A 20,494-nucleotide genomic window follows, 5' to 3' on the forward strand; every position below is an offset into this window, starting at 1 on the left:
TCAGGACGATCAACCAGTGCCAGATGCTGAACGAGCCCATGTCAGGCCTCCGTGAAAGTGAAATCGGCGCTGCTTCGCTGATCGCCGGGAGCGCGACCCGTCTTGGCGTTGGCGTTCATATCCGCTTGAGCATCGGCCCCACCGGATCGGGCCCGCCGACGATGTGCGCGTGCAGATGCTGCACTTCCTGGTGGCCAATTCGCCCGGTATTGATGATTACGCGAAAACCATCCGGGCTGCCGTTCTCGCTTGCCAGACGATTGGCCAGCGCGAGCATGCGGCCGAGGACGGGAACGTCGGTCTCCTCGGCAACCGTCGCCAGCGAGGTGATGTGACGCTTCGGGATGACCAGCAGATGCACGGGACGCGCCGGATGGATGTCGTGGAAAGCGAGGATTTCGGTGTCCTCGTAGACCTTGCGCGCCGGAATCTGACCGCATGCGATCCGGCAGAAGAGACAATTGTCCATTCCTCAGCCCTTTCGTGATTTCTTCTCGTCAATCCCGGAGATGCCTTCCCGGCGGCGCATTTCCTGCAGCACGTCTTCGATCGACAGGCCGTAGAAGGCGAGGAGAACCATGGTGTGATAAAGCACATCGGCCGATTCCCAGACGACGTGCAGGCGATTGCCCTCCTTGCCGGCCATGATCAGTTCGGCAGTCTCCTCGCCGATCTTCTTGAGAATGGCGTCCGGTCCTTTGGCCATCAACTGTGCCGTATAGGAGGTCTCCGGGTCGGCCTTGCGCCGCGCCAACAAGGTGTCCGAAATGCGGTGCAGCATGTCCATGTTCATTTGCCGTATAGTTCCTCGGGGTTACTGAGCGTTGGACCGGCGGTTGCCCGACACTCTTCCCTCAAGTTGATCAAATAAGCCGCTTTCGCGCCCGATGTCGCAGGTGAGGCGCGTTCCTGGTCGGTCGCCCGCAACAAGTCAGCCAGCAAACAAACGGCGCGGCCCTGGTGCACGATGCCGATGGCCAAGCCCCCGGCGCTGGCATAAGCGCCGGTGCGAGCCTGCCTAGTATACCTTGATCGCGTGGTCGCGCCGAGCACGCTAACGGGCGACGCCAGAGACGCGTGCCAGCGGCGGGAAGGTGGCCGGCAAGCGCGCTTCGCGTCCCGAACGATCGCGCGAATCATCACTCGCCTGTCCGCTTTCTGGCCTGGCGCGCCAGCGCAGCGCCGGTATTGCCTGGCTCACAGACGAACCTCGATTCCGCGTTCGCGCATGAAGTCTTTCGCCTGGCGAACCGTGTAGTCGGCAAAATGGAAGATGCTCGCCGCCAGGACGGCATCGGCGTGTCCCACACTGACGCCGTCGGCCAGGTGTTGCAGCGTGCCGACGCCGCCACTGGCGATCACCGGAATATCGACCGCGTCGGAAACGGCGCGGGTCAGCGCAAGATCGAAGCCGTTGCGCGTTCCGTCACGATCCATGCTGGTGAGCAGAATCTCGCCCGCACCGAGCTGCTGGACGCGTCGGGCCCAGGTCAACGCGTCGAGTCCGGTATTGCGTCGACCGCCGTGCGTGAACACCTGCCAGGCGCCGGGCGACGACTGCTTGGCGTCGATCGCTACGACGATGCACTGGTTGCCGACCTTGGCCGACGCTTCGGCGATCAGCTCCGGGTTTTCCACCGCAGCGGTATTGATGCTGACCTTGTCGGCGCCGGCGTTGAGCAGACGGCGGACGTCGGCCACCGAGCGCACGCCGCCGCCGACGGTCAGTGGGATGAAGACCTGGGCGGCGCACGCTTCGACAATGTGCAGAATGATGTCGCGCTGGTCCGAGGACGCCGTGATGTCGAGGAAAGTGACTTCGTCGGCGCCCTGCTCGTCATAACGACGGGCGATCTCGACCGGATCGCCGGCATCGCGCAGATCGACAAAATTGGTTCCCTTGACGACGCGACCGGCGGTCACATCGAGGCAGGGAATGATTCGTCTGGCCAGCCCCAAGCGCCTAGGACCTCCAGTGCATCAGCCGCGGCCGGGCGCTCATGTCTGCGCCGCCCGGTCAGCCACCGCCTGCGCCTGCGCGAAGTCGAGCGAGCCGTCGTAGATCGCTCGCCCGGCAATCGCCCCGCTGACGCCTTCCTGCTCGATGGCACACAGCCGGTGAATGTCTTCGATGCTTGACAAGCCGCCACTGGCGATGACCGGGATAAGCAAGGCCTGGGCCAGTTTTACCGTGGCTTCGATGTTGATCCCGGAGAGCATTCCATCGCGTCCGATGTCCGTATAGATGATCCCTTCCACGCCGTAGTCTTCGTACTTCTTGGCCAGATCGATGACATCGTGCCCGGTCATCTTCGACCAGCCTTCAACTGCCACCTTGCCGTCGCGCGCATCGAGCCCGACCAGGATGTGGCCGGGAAAGGCGCCGCAGGCGTCGTGCAGGAAACCGGGGTTCTTCACTGCCGCAGTGCCGATGATCACGTAACTGACGCCATCGTCGAGGCAACGCTCGATTGTGTCGAGGTCGCGAATACCGCCGCCGAGCTGAATCGGAATGTCGTCGCCGACTGCCTCGACGATTTCCTTGATGGCGCGCTCGTTTTTCGGTTTGCCGGCAAAAGCGCCGTCCAGATCGACTACGTGCAGACGGCGCGCGCCTTGCGCCAGCCAATGCCCTGCCTGCTCGCCGGGAGAATTCGAGAAGACGGTCACTTGGTCCATGAGGCCTTGCTTGAGACGAACACATTGCCCCTGTCTAAGGTCAATCGCGGGAATGATCAGCATGTCGAAAGCAGAAGAGTGGTAGGTTGAAACGAGTCCACGAAGGGGCGCCGCTCAGGGCTTCCAGCAGACGAAATTGGCCAGCATGGCGAGCCCGGGCCGGGCGCTTTTCTCGGGGTGAAACTGCGTCGCGAAGATATTATCCCGGGCTACGGCGCTGGTAAAGTCAATGCCGTAGTCGGTCGTCCCGGCGATCCACCCGGCATCCAGTGGATCGACGTAGTAGCTATGTACGAAATAGAAGCGCTCGCCATCGGCGATTCCCTGCCAGAGCGCTTGCTGCGAACGCTGCCAAACCTGGTTCCAGCCCATATGCGGCACCTTCAGGCGCCGACCGGTGCTGTCGACCATGCGCTCGTCAGGAAAACGGCGGACGCCGCCGGAGATCAGCCCCAGTCCGGCCACATCGCCTTCCTCGCTGTGTTCGAGCAGCATCTGCTGGCCAATGCAAATCCCCAGAAACGGTTTGTTCCTGGCCGCTTCGAGCACCGCCGTACGCAAGTCGCGTGCCTCCAGCTCGCGCATGCAGTCAGGCATGGCACCCTGCCCGGGAACGACGACGCGCTCGGCGCTGCGCACGACCGACGGATCGTGCGAGACGAGCACCTGGCGCCCGTCGGCGACGCTGACCAGCGCCTGCCAGACCGAGCGCAGATTTCCCATGCCGTAATCGACAACGACGATCGGCCCGCTGGAAACGGCGCTCATCAAAGCGCGCCCTTGGTCGATGGGACGCTCTCGCCAGCACGCGGGTCGATTTCTGCCGCCTCGCGCAGCGCCCGAGCGAACGCCTTGAAAATGCTCTCCGCCTGATGGTGTGCGTTGCCGGCACGCAGATTGTCGATGTGCAGCGTCAGCAAGGCGTGGTTGACCAGCCCCTGGAAGAACTCGCGCAGCAGGTCGACGTCGAATGCGCCGATCATTGCGCGCGTGAAATCGACGTTGAAGAACAGCCCGGGACGCCCTGACAGGTCGACGACGACGCGCGACAGCGACTCGTCGAGCGGTACGCAGGCGTGTCCGTAACGGCGCAGCCCCTTCTTGTCGCCGAGCGCGCGCACCAGCGCCTGACCGAGCGTGATGCCGACATCCTCGACCGTGTGGTGCGCGTCGATGTGCAGGTCGCCGCTCGCTTCGACTTCGAGGTCGATCAGACCGTGGCGCGCGATCTGCTCGAGCATGTGGTCAAGAAACGGGACGCCGGTGGCGAAGCGACCGCGCCCGCTGCCGTCGAGATTCAACCGGACGCTAATCCGGGTTTCGAGCGTGTTCCTGGAGACTTCCGCTTGCCGCATCGAGGTTCCGTTGCTGGGTGGCAAAATCCGCTGACCGGCGTCAGCATTCCCCCGGCTGCCACACGCACAGCCGGCCTCCGCTCGATCGCCTGGACCAACAAGCACGCATGATACCATTACCAATCCGCCTTGCATTCGCGACATGACAAACTGACATGAGCCGCTTCTGGAGCCCGCTGGTCCATCGCCTGACGCCCTATATCCCGGGCGAACAGCCCAAGCTGGACAAGCTGATCAAGCTGAACACCAACGAGAGCCCGTATCCGCCGTCGCCCCAGGCAATCGCCGCGATACGCGGCGAACTGGCGAATGGTGGCAACGGCTTGCGGCTTTATCCGGACCCCGAGGCGGACCACCTGAAGCGGGCGATCGCGGCGCATTTTTCGCGCTTTGCGATCGAGCCGGCACAGGTTTTCGTCGGCAACGGGTCGGACGAAGTGCTGGCGCACGCTTTCATGGCGCTCCTCCAGCACGATCAGCCGGTGCTCTTCCCGGACATCACCTACAGCTTTTACCCGGTCTATTGCGCGCTCTACGGCATCGCCCATCGCACGCTGCCGTTGGGCGACGACTTCTGCCTGAATGTAGCGGACTACCGGCCCGCCAACGGCGGAATCGTCATCGCCAATCCGAATGCCCCGACCGGCCGTCTGCTGCCTCTCGCTTCAATCGAGCGACTGCTCGCGGCGAATCCCGATTCGGTTGTCGTCGTGGACGAAGCGTACGTCGATTTCGGCGGCGAAACGGCGATTGCCCTGGTCGGCGCACACGCCAATCTGCTCGTCGTGCAGACGCTCTCCAAGTCGCGCGCGCTGGCCGGCTTGCGCGTCGGCTATGCGATCGGCCAGCACGAACTGATTGCCGGCCTGGCCCGGGTCAAGAACAGCTTCAACTCGTATCCGCTGGATCGGCTGGCCATCGTCGGCGCCGTTGCGGCGCTCGCCGACGAAGAGCACTTCACGTGGACGCGGCAGGCGGTGATGCGCAGTCGCGCAGTATTGGCGGAGGCACTGGGCGAGCTGGCCTTCGAGGTCGTCCCCTCGGCGGCCAACTTCATCTTCGCGCGCCATCCGGCGCACGATGCCGCCACGCTGGCCGCCGAATTGCGCCAGCGCGGGATCGTCGTGCGGCATTTTGCGCTCGCACGCATCGCGCAATACCTGCGCATCACGATCGGCACCGACGAGCAATGCGCCATGCTGGTCGATGCCTTGCGCGAGATTCTCCGGCGCCAGGCGTAGGCACCGCGCGCGGTTGGCGATCAGCGATCAGGATTGGCCGCGGCGTAGCAGATCGTGCAGATTGGCGAAGGGCTGCGCCGTGGCTGGCGCCGGACGCTGCGCTGCCGATTCGTTCCGGCCACCCCGGCGCGCGGCTTCGGCCTCGATCTGGCGAGCGTGCTCGTTGTCGTGACAGTACACGCACAACAGCTCCCAGTTGCTGCCGTCGGGCGGGTTGTTGTCGTGGTTGTGGTCGCGATGGTGGACGGTCAGTTCGCGCAGGTTGGCCGACGAGAATTCGCGCGCGCAGCGCCCGCAAATCCACGGGTAAATCTTCAGCGCCCTCTCCCGGTAACCCGCTTCGCGGTTCAGACGATTGCGTACGGCATCGGCGATCAGTCGATCCGTACGTTCCGATTTGCTGATGTCATTGGCCATGGTGGATTCTCCGCTCGTCGATGCACGATGTGCCGGCGGGCGCCCAGCCGCGTTCGGCCAGCGGCTAGAGATGCACGGCGATCAACGGCACGCGCATTTCCCACGGACTGATCCCGCCATGCACACCAAGCATCGTATAACGCTTTTCTTCCGGCAGCCAATCCTTGATCGTCCAGTTGTCCTTCATCACCAGCGTGTAATCGCCGACGCGTGCCGCCAGGCGCGGATGATACGGCGGCGGGCCGAACCAGCCGGCGTTGATCAGCGCCGAGCTGGCGTAAAGGTGTACCGAGCGGCCGAGACGGCGACGCACGTAGCGCTCGAATTCCGGCCGCTGCTCCGCTTCGACGTAGCAGAAGGCGGCGCGTCGCTCGCCGCAGAGCGGCCTGAACAGCAGCCCGGCCAGTTGCGGATGGTCGTCGAGTTCGACGACGCGGCGCGGCGGAGAGTCGATGAAACCGTGATCGGCGGTCACCAGCAACCAGGTATTGCTGCCGCGTAGCCGGCGAATGCATTTGCCAAGTTGCTGGTCGAACTCGGCCAGCACATGCTTGGCTTGCCGGCTATCGCTGCCGAAATGATGCGACTGGCTGTCGAGCTCGGGGTAGTAGGCGTAGATGTAGCGTGCCTGCGCGTTGTCCAGCAGCCCATCGCTCAGGCAGGCAAACAGGCCGGGCAGCGTGCTGTAGGCCACCGTCTGCGCGCCGCGCGCATGCCAGGCATTGAACGGACTGCTGGCGATGCTCTGCGGAGCGACGACCCAGGCTTCCCGATCAAACCCCCGGAACAGCGGCGGGTGCTCGAAGAGCTGTGCGGGCAGATCGGCCGGGGCCACCGTGGGCGGTCCCTGGCGCGGCGTCAGCGGCAGGATGGCGAGCGTCTGGTCGATCTCGTCCATGTGCATGTGCCAACCGGTCAGGCCGTGCTGGGCCGGGGCAAGACCGCTCATGAAGGTGGTGATCGCGCTCGCCGTAGTCGATGGAAAGACGGAAGTGAGGCTGCCCAGCACGTGCTGCTGCAGATACGGGCTGGCCGTGTGCCTGCCCAGCGTGCGCAGGCCCATTCCGTCGATGACCAGGAGAACGATGTGCCGGGCGCGCGCCAGCAATGTCGCTGGAAGCTGCGCCTGCTGCGGGTAGAGGCCTGGCGGCGCGCCGCAGGCGGTGGCGATGCTCTGCATCAGGTTGACGATGCCGCCGCCGGCATAGTCGGGCAGGAGAGTGGCGCTCATGATCGGGCCATTCTACGCCAAGCAAGCGCGGCGGCGCAGGCGCTGGCCGATTGTGCGCGGCGGCTTCGTTCGCCGCGCGCTCGACGACGCGCCGGCCGCGCTCGTCGGCCAGGCTGCGCCGGTCATCGTGCATCGCCGACCATCGGCGGCGCCTGCGCGGCGTCGGCGCGAACGAAGCGGATCAGGCCGCTCGTCTTGTCTTCGACGCGGAGCAGGCGCCCGCTGCGTTCGAGCCGATTGAGGTGCGCGATCGCTTCGCCCATGGCAAACATCGTCTGATGCGTATCGAGGTCGCGCGGAAACAGCGTCATCAACAACTCGGCAGCGCTGCGCGGCGTCGAACAGTTGGCCGCGAGCAGCGCCAGACGTTCCTCATGGTGCGCGTGCAGCGCCTGCACGCGACCCTCGATGCCATGGAAAGGCAGGCCATGGGAGGGCAGAACGAGCGTGTCACGCGGCAACTCGCGATAACGGTCGATCGAGGCCAGGTAATCGGCCAGCGAGTCGGCCTTCGGCGTCACCGCGAAGACGCTGATGTTGGTCGAGATCTTGGGCAACAGCATGTCGCCCGAAATGAGCACGCCGAGATCCGGGCTGTAAAGCGCCGCGTGCTCCGGCGAATGGCCGTAGCCGACGCGGACCTGCCAGCGCGCACCGCCGATGCGCAGTTCGTCGCCGGCGAAGAGGCGCTGGTAGTCGGTCGGAATCGCCGGTACGCCACGGTTGTACGCGCCGCTGCGCCGGGCGAGCGCGGCACAGCGCTCTTCGTCCAGCCCGTGTGCGCGAAACTGGCGCAACATCGGCTGATTGCCGTGCCCGGCAACTTCGTGCCAGACGGCGTGCGCGGTCAGGTACTCGCCGGCCGTCATGCACAGCGGCGCGCCGGTCATCGACTGCAACCAGGCGGCGAGGCCAAGATGGTCCGGGTGGAAGTGCGTGACGATGATGCGCGAGATGCGCGGACTCGGCAGCTCAGGTGCCAGCCGGGCGAGAATCTGCTGCCAGCAATCCTTCACCGCGTCGAGCGCAAAGCCGGTATCGACGATCACCCAGGCGTCGCCGTCGGCGAGCAGCCAGAGATTGATGTGGTTCAGGGCAAAAGGCAGCGGCATGCGCAACCAGAGGATGCCGGGCGACACCGCCAAGGTCTCGCCGGCGGCTGGCGGTGCGGCAAATGGGTAAGCAGGCAACATCGGTCAAAGGCTTTCGCGGCGGATTGTAAAAAGCGCTGAACTCTATAAACTTGCCGAACCGCAGCGGCTCGTCGGCGGCTGCGCGCTGGTCGCCGCGCTGGCATTGTACGTGATCCAACTCCTACCGGCCGTGCCTTGCCGCAGCCGGACGCAGCTTCGCCACTCGAAAGCAGACCGATGCACAAAGCTCAGGACCCGCATTTTGCCGAACGCGTCCGCGCCAGTTTTGCGCGCCAGTCGGCAATGCGCTTGATCGGTGCCAGCATGGCGGTGGTGGAAGCCGGCTATACCGAGATCCACCTGCCCTTCAGGCCGGAGATCACGCAGCAGCATGGCTTCATTCACGGCGGTGTCGTCGGCATGATTGCCGATTCCGCCGCCGGCTACGCGGCGAGCACGCTGACCGCCAGCGAGACCGGCGTGCTCACCGTCGAGTACAAGCTCAACCTGCTTGCCCCGGCCGACGGCCAGTTGTTGATTGCCGAAGGATCGGTCGTGCGCTACGGGCGGACGCTGATCGTCACCCGGGCCGAAGTCTTTGCCGTCAAGCACGGCAAGAAGAACCTCTGCGGCCTGATGCAGCAAACGATAATCGCCGTGCACGGCAAGAAGGAAACAGCCAGCCCCTAACCCAGACAAGGAGCGACCGACATGCAATACCCGAGCCTGAACTTTGCCCACGGCGAAACGATCGACATGCTGCGCGCCAGCGTGCAGAGTTTTGCTGCTGCCGAGATTGCTCCGCGCGCCGAAGCGATCGACCGGGCGAACCTCTTTCCGGAGGATCTGTGGCGCAAACTGGGCGACATGGGTTTGCTCGGAATCACCGTCGAAGAGGAATACGGCGGTAGCGGGCTGGGTTACCTGGCGCACATCGTCGCCATGGAAGAAATCTCGCGCGCTTCGGCCAGCGTCGCGCTGTCGTACGGCGCGCACTCCAACCTCTGCGTCAATCAGATTCGCCGCAACGGCACCGCCGCACAGAAGGAAAAATACCTGCCGCGACTGGTTTCCGGCGAGCACGTGGGTGCGCTCGCGATGTCGGAGGCGAACGCCGGTTCGGACGTCGTCAGCATGCAGTTGCAGGCCGAACGCCGCGCCGATCGCTTCATACTGAACGGCAGCAAGATGTGGATCACCAACGGCGGCGATGCCGACACGCTGGTCGTCTATGCGAAGACCGATAGCAGCGCCGGCGCGCGCGGCATCACCGCCTTCATCATCGAAAAGGGGATGAAGGGCTTTTCCTGTGGAACCAAGCTCGACAAGCTCGGCATGCGCGGCTCGAACACGTATCCGCTCTTTTTCGACGACTGCGAAGTGCCGGTCGAGAACGTTCTCGGGCAGGTCGACGGTGGCGTGCGCGTGCTGATGAGCGGACTCGATTACGAACGCGCCGTGCTCGCCGGCGGCCCGCTCGGACTGATGGCGGCGGCGCTCGATCTGGTTCTCCCCTACGTGCACGACCGCCGGCAGTTCGGCCAGGCGATTGGCGAATTCCAGCTCATGCAGGGCAAGCTGGCCGACATGTACACCACGTTCAACGTCTGCCGGGCCTACGTCTACGCCGTTGGCCAGGCCTGCGACCGCGGCGAGACGACGCGCAAGGATGCCGCGGGAGCGATTCTCTATGCCGCGGAAAAGGCGACATGGATGGCCGGCGAAGCGATCCAGACGCTGGGCGGCAACGGCTACGTCAACGAGTATCCGGCCGGCCGGCTATGGCGCGACGCAAAACTCTACGAGATCGGCGCCGGCACCTCGGAGATTCGCCGCATGCTGATTGGCCGCGAGCTCTTCGGCGAAACCCTATGAACCACTGGCGCGCGGCCGGCAAGGCTGTCGCCGCGTCAACCTCACGCACGCAAGTCAAAGCATGAAAGTCACCTTACGCACGCTCACCCCCGACGACACTGACGCGCTCGACCAGGTGCGTCAGTTCTTTCGCAACTACGCCGCATGGCTTGGCGTAGACCTCTGTTTTCAGGGTTTCGACGAGGAACTGGCAACGCTGCCGGGGGCCTACTCGGCGCCCGGTGGCTGCCTGTACTACGCTGAGCTCGACGGTCGGCCGGCCGGCTGCGTCGGCATTCGGCCTTTCTCCGGTGGCCTCTGCGAAATGAAGCGGCTCTACGTCGAGCCGGCGCTGCGCGGCTACGGGATCGGTCGCGACCTGACGCTGGCAGCGATCAGAATGGCCAAGGACAGCGGCTATCGCAAGCTGCTGCTCGACACACTGCCGTCGATGCGCTTTGCCGTCAAGCTCTACCGCGAGATGGGCTTCAAGGAGACGCCGGCGCACTACCAGACGCCGCTCGAAGGAACGATGTTTCTCGCCCTCGATCTGGAGAACTGGTCCGAGGAAGAAGTCGCCAACGAGAACCTCTTCCACCTGTTCGACTTCAACCGTGCGTGGTCGAGCCGGATGCAGGAAATCAACCCGGACTACTTCGTCAAGCTCTCGCAGTTGCAGACGCCGGCCTACCTGTGGATCGGCTGCTCCGACTCACGCGTTCCGGCCAACGAAATCGTCGGTCTGCTGCCGGGCGAGTTGTTCGTTCATCGCAATGTCGCCAATGTCGTCGTGCACACCGACCTCAACTGCCTGTCGGTCATCCAGTTCGCGGTCGACGTGCTCAGGGTCAGGCACATCATGGTCGTCGGCCATTACGGCTGCGGCGGCGTCAAGACGGCGCTCAATCGCGAACGCGCCGGCCTGGTCGACATCTGGCTGCGCCACGTCCGTGACGTGCACGAGAAGCATCTGGCGCTGATCGATGGTTTGCCGGCGGAAAGGCGGCACGATCGCCTGTGCGAACTGAACGTCCTCGAACAGGTCGCCAACGTCTGCCAGACCTTTGTCGTCCAGGACGCCTGGGCACGCGGCCAGCCGCTCACCGTCCATGGCTGGATCTACGGCTTGCAGGACGGGCTGATGCGCGATCTCGGGTTCACCGTACACCGCTGTGCTGACCTGCCCGGCCAATACGCCGCCGCGCTCGAGGCGCTGCCGCGTTGAAGCGCGCGCGCTGGCCAGCCTGCCAACTGCGACGGGCGGCGTTCGTGCGCGCGGCGGCCGGACGGTCAGCGCTGCGCTGCCCGTCCGGCCGCCGCGCGGCTGCGTTGAACGTGCAGCCGGCACCGGTGGTGGGCGCAGCGACCTACCTGAAACTCTTCGCCACGGCGCTCGTCTGGGGAGCTACCTGGATCGCCGGCCGGGTCGCGGTCGGTGAAGCCTCGCCCTTGACCGTCGCCAGTTGGCGCTTCCTGCTCGCCACGCTCGCGCTCGGCGCGCTGGTCGTCGTGCGCGAGGGCCGCCCGCGCTGGTCGCGCGCCGACTGGCTGACGCTGGCGGCCCTCGGCGCAAGTGGCATCTTCCTGTATAACCTGTGCTTTCTCTACGGCCTGCAACTGATCGAAGCCGGGCGCGGAGCGCTCGTCGTCGCACTCACGCCGGCCGTCATTGCCACCGGCGACTGGCTGCTCTTCGGCGCTCCGATGTCGGCCGGCAAGGCCGCCGGGATCGGCATCGCCATGTTCGGCTGCCTCGTCGTCGTCACCAACGGCAACCCGCATCTACTCCTCGCTGGCCAGATCGGTCTCGGCGAATGGCTGATCATCGGCTGCAGCATCCTCTGGGCGGTTTATACTTTCATCGGACGGCGCGGAACCGGTTCGCTTTCGCCGCTGGCGATGACCTTCGGCGCCAGCCTCACCGGCTGGCTGATGTTGAGCGGCGCCGCGCTGTTCGAGGGTTCGCTCTTCGCCGTCGGCCAGACGACCTGGCGCGGGTGGATCGCGGTCGCTTTCCTCGGCCTTTGCGGCACCGCGCTTGCCTTCACCTGGTACGCCGAAGGCGTGCAGCGAATCGGCGCCACACGCTCGGCGGCGTTCATCAACCTGGTTCCGTTGAGTGCCGTCATTCTCGGTGCGCTACTCCTCGACGAGCGCCTGAGCCTGGCGGTACTCGTCGGCGGCGCATTGGTCATCACCGGCGTCATCATCACCAATCGAGCCGCTGCGTCCCGCGCAACGGCGGCCAACAGCAAGGAGAAAACGGCATGATCTTGACTCAGGAACAGGAAATGATTCGGGCGTCGCTGCGCGATTTTGCGCAGGACAGGCTTGCCCCCTTCGCCGCCGAGTGGGACCGCAACCACACTTTTCCGGCCGAAGCCCTGCGCGAGCTGGGCGAACTCGGCGCACTCGGTATGGTGGTCCCCGAGGAATGGGGCGGCGCCGGCATGGACTACATGTCGCTCGTCCTGGTGATCGAGGAAATTGCCGCCGGCGACGGCGCCACCTCGACCATCGTCAGCGTGCAGAACTCGCTGGCCTGCGGCATCACGATGAAGTATGGCAGCGACGAGCAGAAGGAAAACTGGCTCAAACCGCTGGCCCGTGGCGAGATGCTCGGCTGCTTCTGCCTGACCGAGCCGCACACCGGTTCGGACGCAGCAGCGATCACGACGCGTGCCGAGCGCGACGGCGACCACTTCATTCTGAACGGCGTCAAGCAGTTCATCACCACCGGAAAGTACGCGCAAGTGGCGATCGTCTTCGCGGTCACCGACAAGTCGGCCGGCAAGAAAGGCATTTCGTGTTTCCTCGTACCCACCGACACGCCGGGTTACATCGTCGCCCGGATCGAGGAAAAGATGGGTCAGCGTGCTTCCGATACGGCGCAGATCCTGTTCGAGGACTGCCGCATCCCGGCCACCTGCCTGCTCGGCAAGGAGGGCGACGGCTACCGCATCGCGCTCTCCAACCTGGAAGCCGGCCGCATCGGCATCGCCGCCCAGTCGGTCGGCATGGCGCGCGCCGCTTTCGAAGCGGCAGTACAGTACGCCAAGGAACGCGAAACCTTCGGCAAGCCGATCATCGAACATCAGGCGGTGAGCTTCCGTCTGGCCGACATGGCAACGCAGATCGACGCCGCCCGCTTGCTGGTATGGCGCGCCGCGACTTGCAAGGATGCCGGCCAGCCTTGCCTGAAGGAAGCGTCGATGGCCAAGATGTTCGCCTCGGAAATGGCCGAAAGAGTGTGCTCAGACGCCATCCAGATCCTCGGCGGCTACGGCTACGTCAGCGACTTCCCGGTCGAGAGAATCTATCGCGACGTACGCGTCTGCCAGATTTATGAAGGCGCCAACGACATTCAGCGTCTGGTGATCGGGCGCGCTGTTGCCGAGGCCTGAGCCAGGCGCACTGGCCGACGCGTGCGTCCGACGCGGCGCCGGCTTGCCGAGCAAAGAACTGATCAGCGGAGGACTAGCCCATGTCGAACCCCATCGAATTCTATTTTGACTTCTCGTCGCCGTACGGCTACCTGGCTTCGGAGAAGATCGACGAACTGGCCGCACGCTTTGCCCGCAAGGTGCTGTGGCGGCCGGTCCTGCTCGGCGTGATCTTCCGGGCGACCGGCGGCGCGCCGCTGACCACCTTGCCGCTCAAGGGAAGATACTCGCTGCACGACTTTTCGCGTTCGGCGCGCTTCCTCGGCGTGCCCTACGTGCAGCCGGAGAAGTTCCCGCTGCCGACGCAGCAGGCGGCGCGCGCCTACTATTGGTTGCACGATCAGGATTGCGCTGCGGCGCGCGCCTTTGCCCACGCCGTCTACCGCGCGTTCTTTCGTGATGGGCGCGACGTTTCCGAAACCGGGCTGGTCCTCGAACTGGCCGCCCAGCAGGGCGCCGATCGCGCTACACTGGCGGCGGCGCTCGAAGGTGCGGAACTCAAGGAGCGCCTGAAAGCCGAGAACGACGCCGCGCTGCAGAAAGGCGTTTTCGGCTCGCCCTACATCGTCGTCGACGGCGAACCCTTCTTCGGCGCCGACCGCCTGCCGCAGATCGAGCGCTGGCTCGCCACTGGAGGTTTTTGATGCCGCTTCTGCCGACGCAGGTCGATTCGCGCAGCGCCGAATTCAAGGCGAACGCCGCGGCGATGACGCAGGTCGTCGCCGACCTGCGCTCGACCATCGCGACGATTGCTCTCGGCGGTCCGGCGACGGCGCGCCAGAAGCACCTGGCGCGCGGCAAGCTGCTCGCGCGCGAACGGGTCAACGCTTTGATCGATCCCGGTTCGCCTTTCCTCGAACTGTCGCAGCTCGCCGCCTACGGCATGTACGGCGAGGCGCACCCTTTCGAGGTCCCGGCAGCATCGCTGATTACCGGCATTGGTCGAATCAATGGCGTCGAATGCATGATCGTCGCCAACGACGCGACGGTGAAAGGGGGAACCTACTATCCGCTGACCGTCAAGAAACACCTGCGCGCGCAGGAAATCGCCGGCGAGAACCGCCTGCCGTGCGTCTATCTGGTCGATTCCGGCGGCGCTTTCCTGCCGATGCAGGATGAGGTCTTCCCTGACCGGGAGCATTTCGGGCGCATTTTCTACAATCAGGCGAATCTGTCGGCGGCCGGCATTCCGCAGATCGCTGCCGTCATGGGTTCGTGTACCGCGGGCGGCGCGTATGTGCCGGCGATGTGCGACGAATCGATCATCGTCAAGGAACAGGGAACGATCTTTCTCGGCGGGCCGCCGCTGGTCAAGGCGGCGACCGGCGAGGTGGTGAGCGCCGAAGACCTGGGCGGTGCCGACGTGCATACGCGCGTCTCGGGCGTCGCCGACCATTTCGCCGAGAACGACGCGCATGCACTGGCGATCGCCCGGCGCATCGTCGCTCACCTGAACTGGCGCAAACAGCCGCCACTCAAGCTCTGCGAGCCGCGCCCGCCGCTTTATCCGGCCGACGAGATCTATGGCGTCATCCCCTGCGACACGCGGCGACCTTTCGACGTGCGCGAGATCGTCGCGCGTCTGGTCGACGGTTCGGAATTCGACGAGTTCAAGGCGCGCTACGGGACGACCATCGTCTGTGGTTTCGCGCATCTCTGGGGCTATCCGCTGGGCATCGTCGCGAACAACGGGATTCTGTTTTCCGAGTCTTCGCTGAAGGCTGCGCATTTCATCGAGCTCTGTGCGCAGCGCGGCATCCCGCTGCTCTTTCTGCAGAACATCACCGGCTTCATGGTTGGCCGCAAGTATGAAAACGGCGGCATCGCACGCGACGGAGCGAAGATGGTGACGGCGGTCGCCTGTGCGCGCGTGCCCAAGTTCACCGTGATCATTGGCGGATCGTTCGGCGCCGGCAACTACGGCATGTGCGGTCGCGCCTACTCGCCGCGTTTCCTCTGGATGTGGCCGAACGCGCGCATTTCGGTAATGGGCGGCGAGCAGGCAGCGAACGTCCTGGCGACCGTGCGCCGCGACGGCATCGAAGCCGCCGGCAAGCGCTGGGACGCGCAAGAGGAGGAAGCGTTCAAGGCGCCCATTCGCGCCCAGTACGAGGCGCAGGGTCATCCCTACTACGCCAGCGCGCGCCTCTGGGACGACGGCGTGATCGACCCGGCCGACACCCGCCGCGTCGTCGGCCTGGGTCTCTCGGCGGCGCTCAACGCGCCGGCCGAGCCGACGAGATTCGGCGTTTTCCGGATGTAGGAGCGAGCGATGAGCGAGTATCAATCGATCACCAGCGAGGTCGACGGCAACGTCGGCATCCTGACGCTCAACAAGGGCGATCGGCACAATGCCTTCGACGAGCAGTTGATTGCCGAACTGACCGATGGACTGCGCGAGATGGAGGCAGATCAGCGCGTGCGGGCGGTCGTCCTCTCGTCGACTGGCAAGAGCTTCTGCGCCGGCGCCGACCTCGAATGGATGCGGCGCGCCGCCGGCTATTCGCACGAGGAGAATCTGCGCGACGCGCACCGCCTGGCACGCTTGCTGTCCACCTTGAACGAGCTGGCCAAACCGACGATCGCGCGCGTTCAGGGGCCGGCTTACGGCGGCGGAGTTGGCCTGATCGCGGCCTGCGACATTGCGCTCGGCACCTACGACGCGTCCTTTGCGTTGAGCGAGGTGCGCCTGGGCATCGTTCCGGCGGTGATCAGCCCCTACGTCCTGGCGGCGATCGGCGAGCGCTGCAGCCGCCGCTACATGCTCACCGCTGAATCGTTTTCAGCCGCCGAAGCGTACCGCATCGGCCTGCTGCACGAACTTGTTCCGGGTGAGGAACAACTCGACGAAGCCATCGCCGAGATCCTCGACCGCCTGCTGGCCAACAGCGTGGCCGCGCAGGCCGAGTGCAAGGCGCTGATCCGTATCGTGGCCGGGCAACCGATAGACGAGCAGACGAGGGAAGACACCGCCCAGTGCATTGCGCGCGTGCGCGCCAGTCCCGCCGGCCGGGAAGGGATCGCGGCCTTTCTCGAAAAGCGCAAGCCCCATTGGAATGGCGACTGAGAGGCAGCGGATGTTCACCAAGATACTGATTGCCAATCGCGGCGAAATCGCCTGCCGGATCGTGCGCACGGCGCGCCGGCTGGGCGTGCGCACGGTCGCCGTCTACTCGGAAGCCGACGTCAATGCGCGCCACGTCCGCCTGGCCGACGAAGCTGTGTGCATCGGGCCGGCGAGCGCGCGCGAATCCTACCTGGTCGGCGAACGAATCATTGACGCGGCGCAGCGAACCGGCGCCCAGGCGATCCACCCCGGTTACGGCTTTCTCTCCGAAAACGACCAGTTTGCCGAGGCCTGCGCCGCCGCCGGAATCGTTTTCATCGGGCCGCCAGCCGCGGCGATCCGCGCCATGGGTTCGAAATCGGCGGCAAAAACGCTGCTCGCTGCCGCCGGCGTTCCGCTCACCCCGGGCTACCACGGCGCGAACCAGGAAGGCGACTTCCTCCGCCGCCAGGCCGATGCGCTCGGTTATCCGGTGCTGATCAAGGCAGCCGCGGGCGGTGGCGGCAAGGGAATGCGGCTGGTCGAAGCGAGCGACGATTTTCCCGCCGCACTGGCCTCGTGCCAGCGTGAAGCGGCGTCGTCGTTCGGTTCGCAGGAAGTGCTGATCGAGAAATACCTGCGCCGCTCGCGGCATATCGAGATCCAGGTCTTTGCCGACACGCTGGGCAATTGCGTTTACCTTTTCGAACGCGACTGTTCGGTCCAGCGCCGCCACCAGAAGGTGCTCGAAGAAGCGCCGGCTCCCGGCGTGACGCCGGCGCAGCGCGCGGCGATGGGCCAGGCCGCGGTCGATGCGGCGCGCGCCGTCGGTTACGTCGGCGCCGGAACGGTCGAATTCATCGTTGGCGAGGGTTTCGCGCGCGAGGGCATCTTCTACTTCATGGAAATGAATACGCGCCTGCAAGTCGAGCACCCGGTGAGCGAGATGATCACCGGGCAGGACCTCGTCGAATGGCAGTTGCGCGTGGCCTGTGGCGAAGCCTTGCCCTTGCGCCAGGAACAACTGGAAATTCGCGGGCACGCGCTGGAAGCGCGCGTCTATGCGGAAAATCCGGCGCAGGAATTCCTGCCCTCGACCGGGCGCCTGGTGCACCTGGTACCGCCGGCCGAGAGCCTGAACGTGCGCGTCGATACCGGCATCGAACAGGGCGACGAGATTACCCCGTATTACGACCCGATGATCGCCAAGCTGATCGTCTGGGACGTCGACCGGCACGCTGCGCTGGCGCGCATGCGCCAGGCCCTCGCCGATTACCGTATCGTCGGCGTAACGACGAACATCGACTTCCTCTCGCGCCTGGTCGCCTGCCCGGCGTTTGCCGACGCCGACCTCGACACCGGTTTGATCGAGCGCAGCCGCGAGTTCCTTTTTCCGGCCGAGGCGGCTCCACCGCGCAACGTCTTCTTCGTCGCGGCGGTCGCCGGTCTGCTGCGCGAGCAGGCAGCGGCCATCGCGCGCGCCGGGCAAAGCGGCGACCCGTGGTCGCCGTGGAGCCTGCACGACGGCTGGCGGCTCAACCTGCAGCCGCGCCGGACGCTGACCTATCGCGCTGGCGATGCGCACTACGAAGTCGTCGTCGCCTACGAAGCGGACGGCTGGCGCCTGACGCTGGACGGTGAATCGGTCGTCGCGCGCGGCCGTTTTCTCGAGCGCGGGCGCTTCGCCGGGCAACTCGCCGTCGAACTCGACGACCGCCGCCTGGTCGCCAGCGTCGTTGCCGTCACCGAAAAGAATGAACAGAAGCGGCACGTTTTCCTGAATGGAACGAACTACGTCATCATGCGCGACGACCCGCTGCACCTGGTCGAAGCCGGCGGTACGCAGGGCGGCCGCCTGACGGCGCCGATGCCGGGCAAGGTGATCGCGCTGCTCGCTGCCAGCGGCCAACGGGTGAATAAAGGAGCGCCGCTGCTCATTCTCGAAGCGATGAAGATGGAGCACACCATCACCGCACCGGCCAACGGCGAGGTCAAGGCATTCCACTACGCCGCCGGCGACCAGGTGGCTGACGGTGCCGAACTCGTCGACTTCGCCCCCGAGCCATGAGCGGCGGTTTCCCCGAGCGGGTCAGGCTGGTCGAGGTCGGACCGCGCGACGGCCTGCAGAACGAAGCGCAGATCGTCCCGACGCCGGTCAAGCTCGAACTGATCGAACGTCTGAGCGAAGCCGGGCTGACGACGATCGAAGTCACGTCTTTCGTCTCGCCGCGCTGGATACCGCAAATGGCCGACCAGAAGACGCTGCTGGAAGCGCTGCTGGCCAGCCCGCGCCGGCGGGCCGGCGTATCGTATCCGGTCTTGACGCCGAACCTGAAAGGCTTCGATGCCGCGCTTGCCGCTGGTGCGCAGGCGGTGGCTGTCTTCGCCGCCGCCTCGGAAGCTTTCTCGCAGAAGAACATCAACTGCAGCATCGGCGAGAGCCTGAAGCGGTTCGCCAGCGTCATCGATGCGGCGAGCGCGCTGGATATCCCGGTGCGCGGTTACGTCTCGTGCGTCGTCGCCTGTCCCTACGAAGGGCCGATCGACGCGCAGCAGGTCGCCACGGTCGCCCGCGCTCTGTACGACATGGGGTGCTGCGAGGTCTCGCTCGGCGACACGATCGGCGCCGGCACACCGGCATCGGTGCAGCGGATGATCGAGGCCTGCGCCAAGGTCGTGCCGCTCGAGCAGCTCGCCGGCCACTACCATGACACCTACGGCATGGCGGTGGCCAATGTCTATGCCTCGCTCGAACTCGGCATGCGCGTTTTCGACGCTTCGGTCGGCGGACTCGGCGGCTGCCCGTACGCGCCCGGCGCGAGCGGCAACGTGGCGAGTGAAGACGTCGTTTTCCTCTTGCACGGCCTGGGCATCGAGACCGGCATCGACCTCGACAAACTGGTGTTGACCGCCGAGTACATTGCTCAGCAACTCGGCCGCCAGCCCGGCTCGCGCGTCGCGCGCGCAGTGCTCGCCCGGCGCCGCGCGGCGTCCACCGATTGAGGCAAGGCGAGCGCTGCCCGACGGAAAGGATACGACATGACGCAACCCGTCGCCTCGCCGTGCATCAGTGTCTGCCAGATGGACGAACAGATCGGCCTGTGCATTGGCTGCTTCCGGACGATCGAGGAAATCGCTTTCTGGAGTCGCCTGTCCGACGATCAGCGCCTGCAGGTTCTGGTCGCCGTCGAGCGCCGGCGCGGCGAACACGATCCACACGGGTGCTCGACCGGCGGCGACCTGCGCGGCGAATGCGAGCGCGAGGCATGAGCAGCAATAACGACGACTACCTGTGCGTCGGAATCTGCATGGCCGATCCCGATTCCGGCTATTGCCTCGGTTGCGGACGACCGCCCTTGCCGGTCGCTGGCGACCAGCCGGCGATCGTCGCCGAGGTGATGCCGCCTGCGCCCGCACGCGAAGAGGCGCCCGCGGCCAGTCCAGCCAGTCCGCCCGGCCAGCACTGATGCTGCCGAGCAATCTGCTCGTCTTCGAACGCGGCTGGCTGTCGTCGAACAACATCCTCTTCCTGGAGGGCGAGAACGCCACGCTGATCGACAGCGGTTACGTCAGCCAGGCAGAGCAGACCGTCTCCCTGGTCGCGCACGCACTTGCCGGCCGACGACTGGCGCGTCTGCTTAACACCCACTCGCACTCCGACCACATCGGCGGCAACGCGGCTCTTGGCCAGGCTTTCGGCTGCCGGATCATCGTCCCACAAGGCATCGACGCGACGATCGCCGAATGGAACGAAGAAGCCCTGCTGCTCTCGCCGCTTGGCCAGTCCGCGGCGCGCTTCGCGCATCACGCTACGATCGCCGCTGGCGACGAGATCGAACTCGGCGGACTGAACTGGCGTGCGATCGCCGTGCCTGGCCACGACATCGACGCACTCGCGTTTCATAACGCCGAGCGACGCCTGCTGATCTCCGGTGACGCCCTCTGGCGCAATGGCTTCGGCGTCGTCTTTTCCGAACTGCTCGGACATCCCGAGGATGCCGGCGGACTGCCAGCCACGCGCCAGACGCTGGACACGCTGGCCGGGCTGGCGATAGATGCCGTCATCCCCGGCCATGGCGCCCCCTTTGTCGAGGT

Annotated in this window: 23 protein-coding genes; 14 read left to right on the forward strand and 9 right to left on the reverse strand. The window is 65.5% G+C overall.

The window, feature by feature from the left end:
* Positions 1-115: 115 nt before the first annotated feature.
* The 6 genes from RKP46_RS13685 to hisB form a co-directional block, all read right to left on the reverse strand.
* Positions 116-469 carry a histidine triad nucleotide-binding protein gene (locus RKP46_RS13685; RefSeq protein ID WP_311107145.1) on the reverse strand — a complete coding sequence of 118 codons (354 nt, stop codon included), beginning with the start codon at positions 467-469 and terminating at the stop codon, positions 116-118.
* Positions 470-472: 3 nt separating this feature from the next.
* Complete coding sequence (locus tag RKP46_RS13690; RefSeq protein ID WP_311107146.1) at positions 473-793, reverse strand: phosphoribosyl-ATP diphosphatase; 321 nt, start codon at positions 791-793, stop codon at positions 473-475.
* A 404-nt stretch (positions 794-1,197) separates the two neighbouring features.
* Positions 1,198-1,959 (reverse strand): imidazole glycerol phosphate synthase subunit HisF, encoded by a 762-nt coding sequence (gene hisF / locus RKP46_RS13695; RefSeq protein ID WP_311107147.1) that lies wholly within the window; start codon positions 1,957-1,959, stop codon positions 1,198-1,200.
* Between the two features lie 39 nt (positions 1,960-1,998).
* Positions 1,999-2,742, reverse strand: a complete 744-nt coding sequence (gene hisA, locus RKP46_RS13700; RefSeq protein WP_311100622.1) for a 1-(5-phosphoribosyl)-5-[(5-phosphoribosylamino)methylideneamino]imidazole-4-carboxamide isomerase — start codon at positions 2,740-2,742, stop codon at positions 1,999-2,001.
* A gap of 51 nt (positions 2,743-2,793) precedes the next feature.
* A complete protein-coding gene (gene hisH / locus RKP46_RS13705) occupies positions 2,794-3,447 on the reverse strand; it encodes an imidazole glycerol phosphate synthase subunit HisH (RefSeq protein ID WP_311107148.1) in 654 nt (217 codons plus the stop codon).
* Complete coding sequence (hisB, locus tag RKP46_RS13710; protein ID WP_311107149.1) at positions 3,447-4,034, reverse strand: imidazoleglycerol-phosphate dehydratase HisB; 588 nt, start codon at positions 4,032-4,034, stop codon at positions 3,447-3,449. The genes hisH and hisB overlap by 1 nt, the downstream gene beginning before the upstream one ends.
* A gap of 155 nt (positions 4,035-4,189) precedes the next feature.
* Between hisB and hisC the strand changes: the two genes are divergently transcribed.
* Positions 4,190-5,275, forward strand: a complete 1,086-nt coding sequence (gene hisC, locus RKP46_RS13715; protein WP_311107150.1) for a histidinol-phosphate transaminase — start codon at positions 4,190-4,192, stop codon at positions 5,273-5,275.
* A 27-nt stretch (positions 5,276-5,302) separates the two neighbouring features.
* Here the strand turns inward: hisC and RKP46_RS13720 are convergent, their stop codons facing one another.
* The 3 genes from RKP46_RS13720 to RKP46_RS13730 form a co-directional block, all read right to left on the reverse strand.
* The gene (locus RKP46_RS13720; RefSeq protein ID WP_311107151.1) at positions 5,303-5,692 is read right to left on the reverse strand and encodes a YajD family HNH nuclease; all 390 of its coding nucleotides are present in this window, start codon (positions 5,690-5,692) and stop codon (positions 5,303-5,305) included.
* Between the two features lie 64 nt (positions 5,693-5,756).
* The gene (locus RKP46_RS13725) at positions 5,757-6,923 is read right to left on the reverse strand and encodes an alkaline phosphatase family protein (protein WP_311107152.1); all 1,167 of its coding nucleotides are present in this window, start codon (positions 6,921-6,923) and stop codon (positions 5,757-5,759) included.
* 122 nt (positions 6,924-7,045) lie between these two features.
* Positions 7,046-8,116, reverse strand: coding sequence for an MBL fold metallo-hydrolase (locus tag RKP46_RS13730; protein WP_311107153.1), 1,071 nt, complete (start codon positions 8,114-8,116; stop codon positions 7,046-7,048).
* A 177-nt stretch (positions 8,117-8,293) separates the two neighbouring features.
* Here RKP46_RS13730 and RKP46_RS13735 point away from each other — a divergent pair, with 177 nt between their 5' ends.
* The 13 genes from RKP46_RS13735 to RKP46_RS13795 form a co-directional block, all read left to right on the forward strand.
* Positions 8,294-8,746, forward strand: coding sequence for a PaaI family thioesterase (locus tag RKP46_RS13735; protein WP_311107154.1), 453 nt, complete (start codon positions 8,294-8,296; stop codon positions 8,744-8,746).
* A 21-nt stretch (positions 8,747-8,767) separates the two neighbouring features.
* Positions 8,768-9,931 carry an isovaleryl-CoA dehydrogenase gene (locus RKP46_RS13740; protein WP_311107155.1) on the forward strand — a complete coding sequence of 388 codons (1,164 nt, stop codon included), beginning with the start codon at positions 8,768-8,770 and terminating at the stop codon, positions 9,929-9,931.
* A gap of 61 nt (positions 9,932-9,992) precedes the next feature.
* Positions 9,993-11,135 carry a carbonate dehydratase gene (gene can / locus RKP46_RS13745; RefSeq protein WP_311107156.1) on the forward strand — a complete coding sequence of 381 codons (1,143 nt, stop codon included), beginning with the start codon at positions 9,993-9,995 and terminating at the stop codon, positions 11,133-11,135.
* Positions 11,136-11,245: 110 nt separating this feature from the next.
* Complete coding sequence (locus RKP46_RS13750) at positions 11,246-12,181, forward strand: DMT family transporter (protein WP_311107161.1); 936 nt, start codon at positions 11,246-11,248, stop codon at positions 12,179-12,181.
* Positions 12,178-13,314, forward strand: coding sequence for an acyl-CoA dehydrogenase (locus tag RKP46_RS13755; RefSeq protein ID WP_300330691.1), 1,137 nt, complete (start codon positions 12,178-12,180; stop codon positions 13,312-13,314). The genes RKP46_RS13750 and RKP46_RS13755 overlap by 4 nt, the downstream gene beginning before the upstream one ends.
* Positions 13,315-13,394: 80 nt before the next feature.
* Complete coding sequence (locus tag RKP46_RS13760; RefSeq protein WP_300330688.1) at positions 13,395-13,997, forward strand: 2-hydroxychromene-2-carboxylate isomerase; 603 nt, start codon at positions 13,395-13,397, stop codon at positions 13,995-13,997.
* A complete protein-coding gene (locus RKP46_RS13765) occupies positions 13,997-15,616 on the forward strand; it encodes a carboxyl transferase domain-containing protein (RefSeq protein ID WP_300330685.1) in 1,620 nt (539 codons plus the stop codon). The genes RKP46_RS13760 and RKP46_RS13765 overlap by 1 nt, the downstream gene beginning before the upstream one ends.
* Positions 15,617-15,625: 9 nt before the next feature.
* Positions 15,626-16,420, forward strand: coding sequence for an enoyl-CoA hydratase/isomerase family protein (locus RKP46_RS13770; protein ID WP_300330682.1), 795 nt, complete (start codon positions 15,626-15,628; stop codon positions 16,418-16,420).
* A 10-nt stretch (positions 16,421-16,430) separates the two neighbouring features.
* Positions 16,431-18,467, forward strand: a complete 2,037-nt coding sequence (locus RKP46_RS13775; protein WP_311107157.1) for an acetyl/propionyl/methylcrotonyl-CoA carboxylase subunit alpha — start codon at positions 16,431-16,433, stop codon at positions 18,465-18,467.
* Positions 18,464-19,402 (forward strand): hydroxymethylglutaryl-CoA lyase, encoded by a 939-nt coding sequence (locus tag RKP46_RS13780; RefSeq protein ID WP_300330676.1) that lies wholly within the window; start codon positions 18,464-18,466, stop codon positions 19,400-19,402. Before RKP46_RS13775 ends, RKP46_RS13780 begins: the two co-directional genes overlap by 4 nt.
* Positions 19,403-19,438: 36 nt before the next feature.
* Positions 19,439-19,669, forward strand: a complete 231-nt coding sequence (locus RKP46_RS13785) for a DUF1289 domain-containing protein (RefSeq protein WP_311107158.1) — start codon at positions 19,439-19,441, stop codon at positions 19,667-19,669.
* Positions 19,666-19,866 carry a DUF1289 domain-containing protein gene (locus RKP46_RS13790; protein ID WP_311107159.1) on the forward strand — a complete coding sequence of 67 codons (201 nt, stop codon included), beginning with the start codon at positions 19,666-19,668 and terminating at the stop codon, positions 19,864-19,866. The genes RKP46_RS13785 and RKP46_RS13790 overlap by 4 nt, the downstream gene beginning before the upstream one ends.
* Positions 19,866-20,494 (forward strand): MBL fold metallo-hydrolase (locus RKP46_RS13795; RefSeq protein ID WP_311107160.1); only part of this gene is annotated, 629 nt, incomplete at its 3' end. The genes RKP46_RS13790 and RKP46_RS13795, both read left to right, overlap by 1 nt.

The organism is Accumulibacter sp. (assembly GCF_031732815.1).
In the GTDB taxonomy this organism is placed as follows: Bacteria; Pseudomonadota; Gammaproteobacteria; order Burkholderiales; family Rhodocyclaceae; genus Accumulibacter.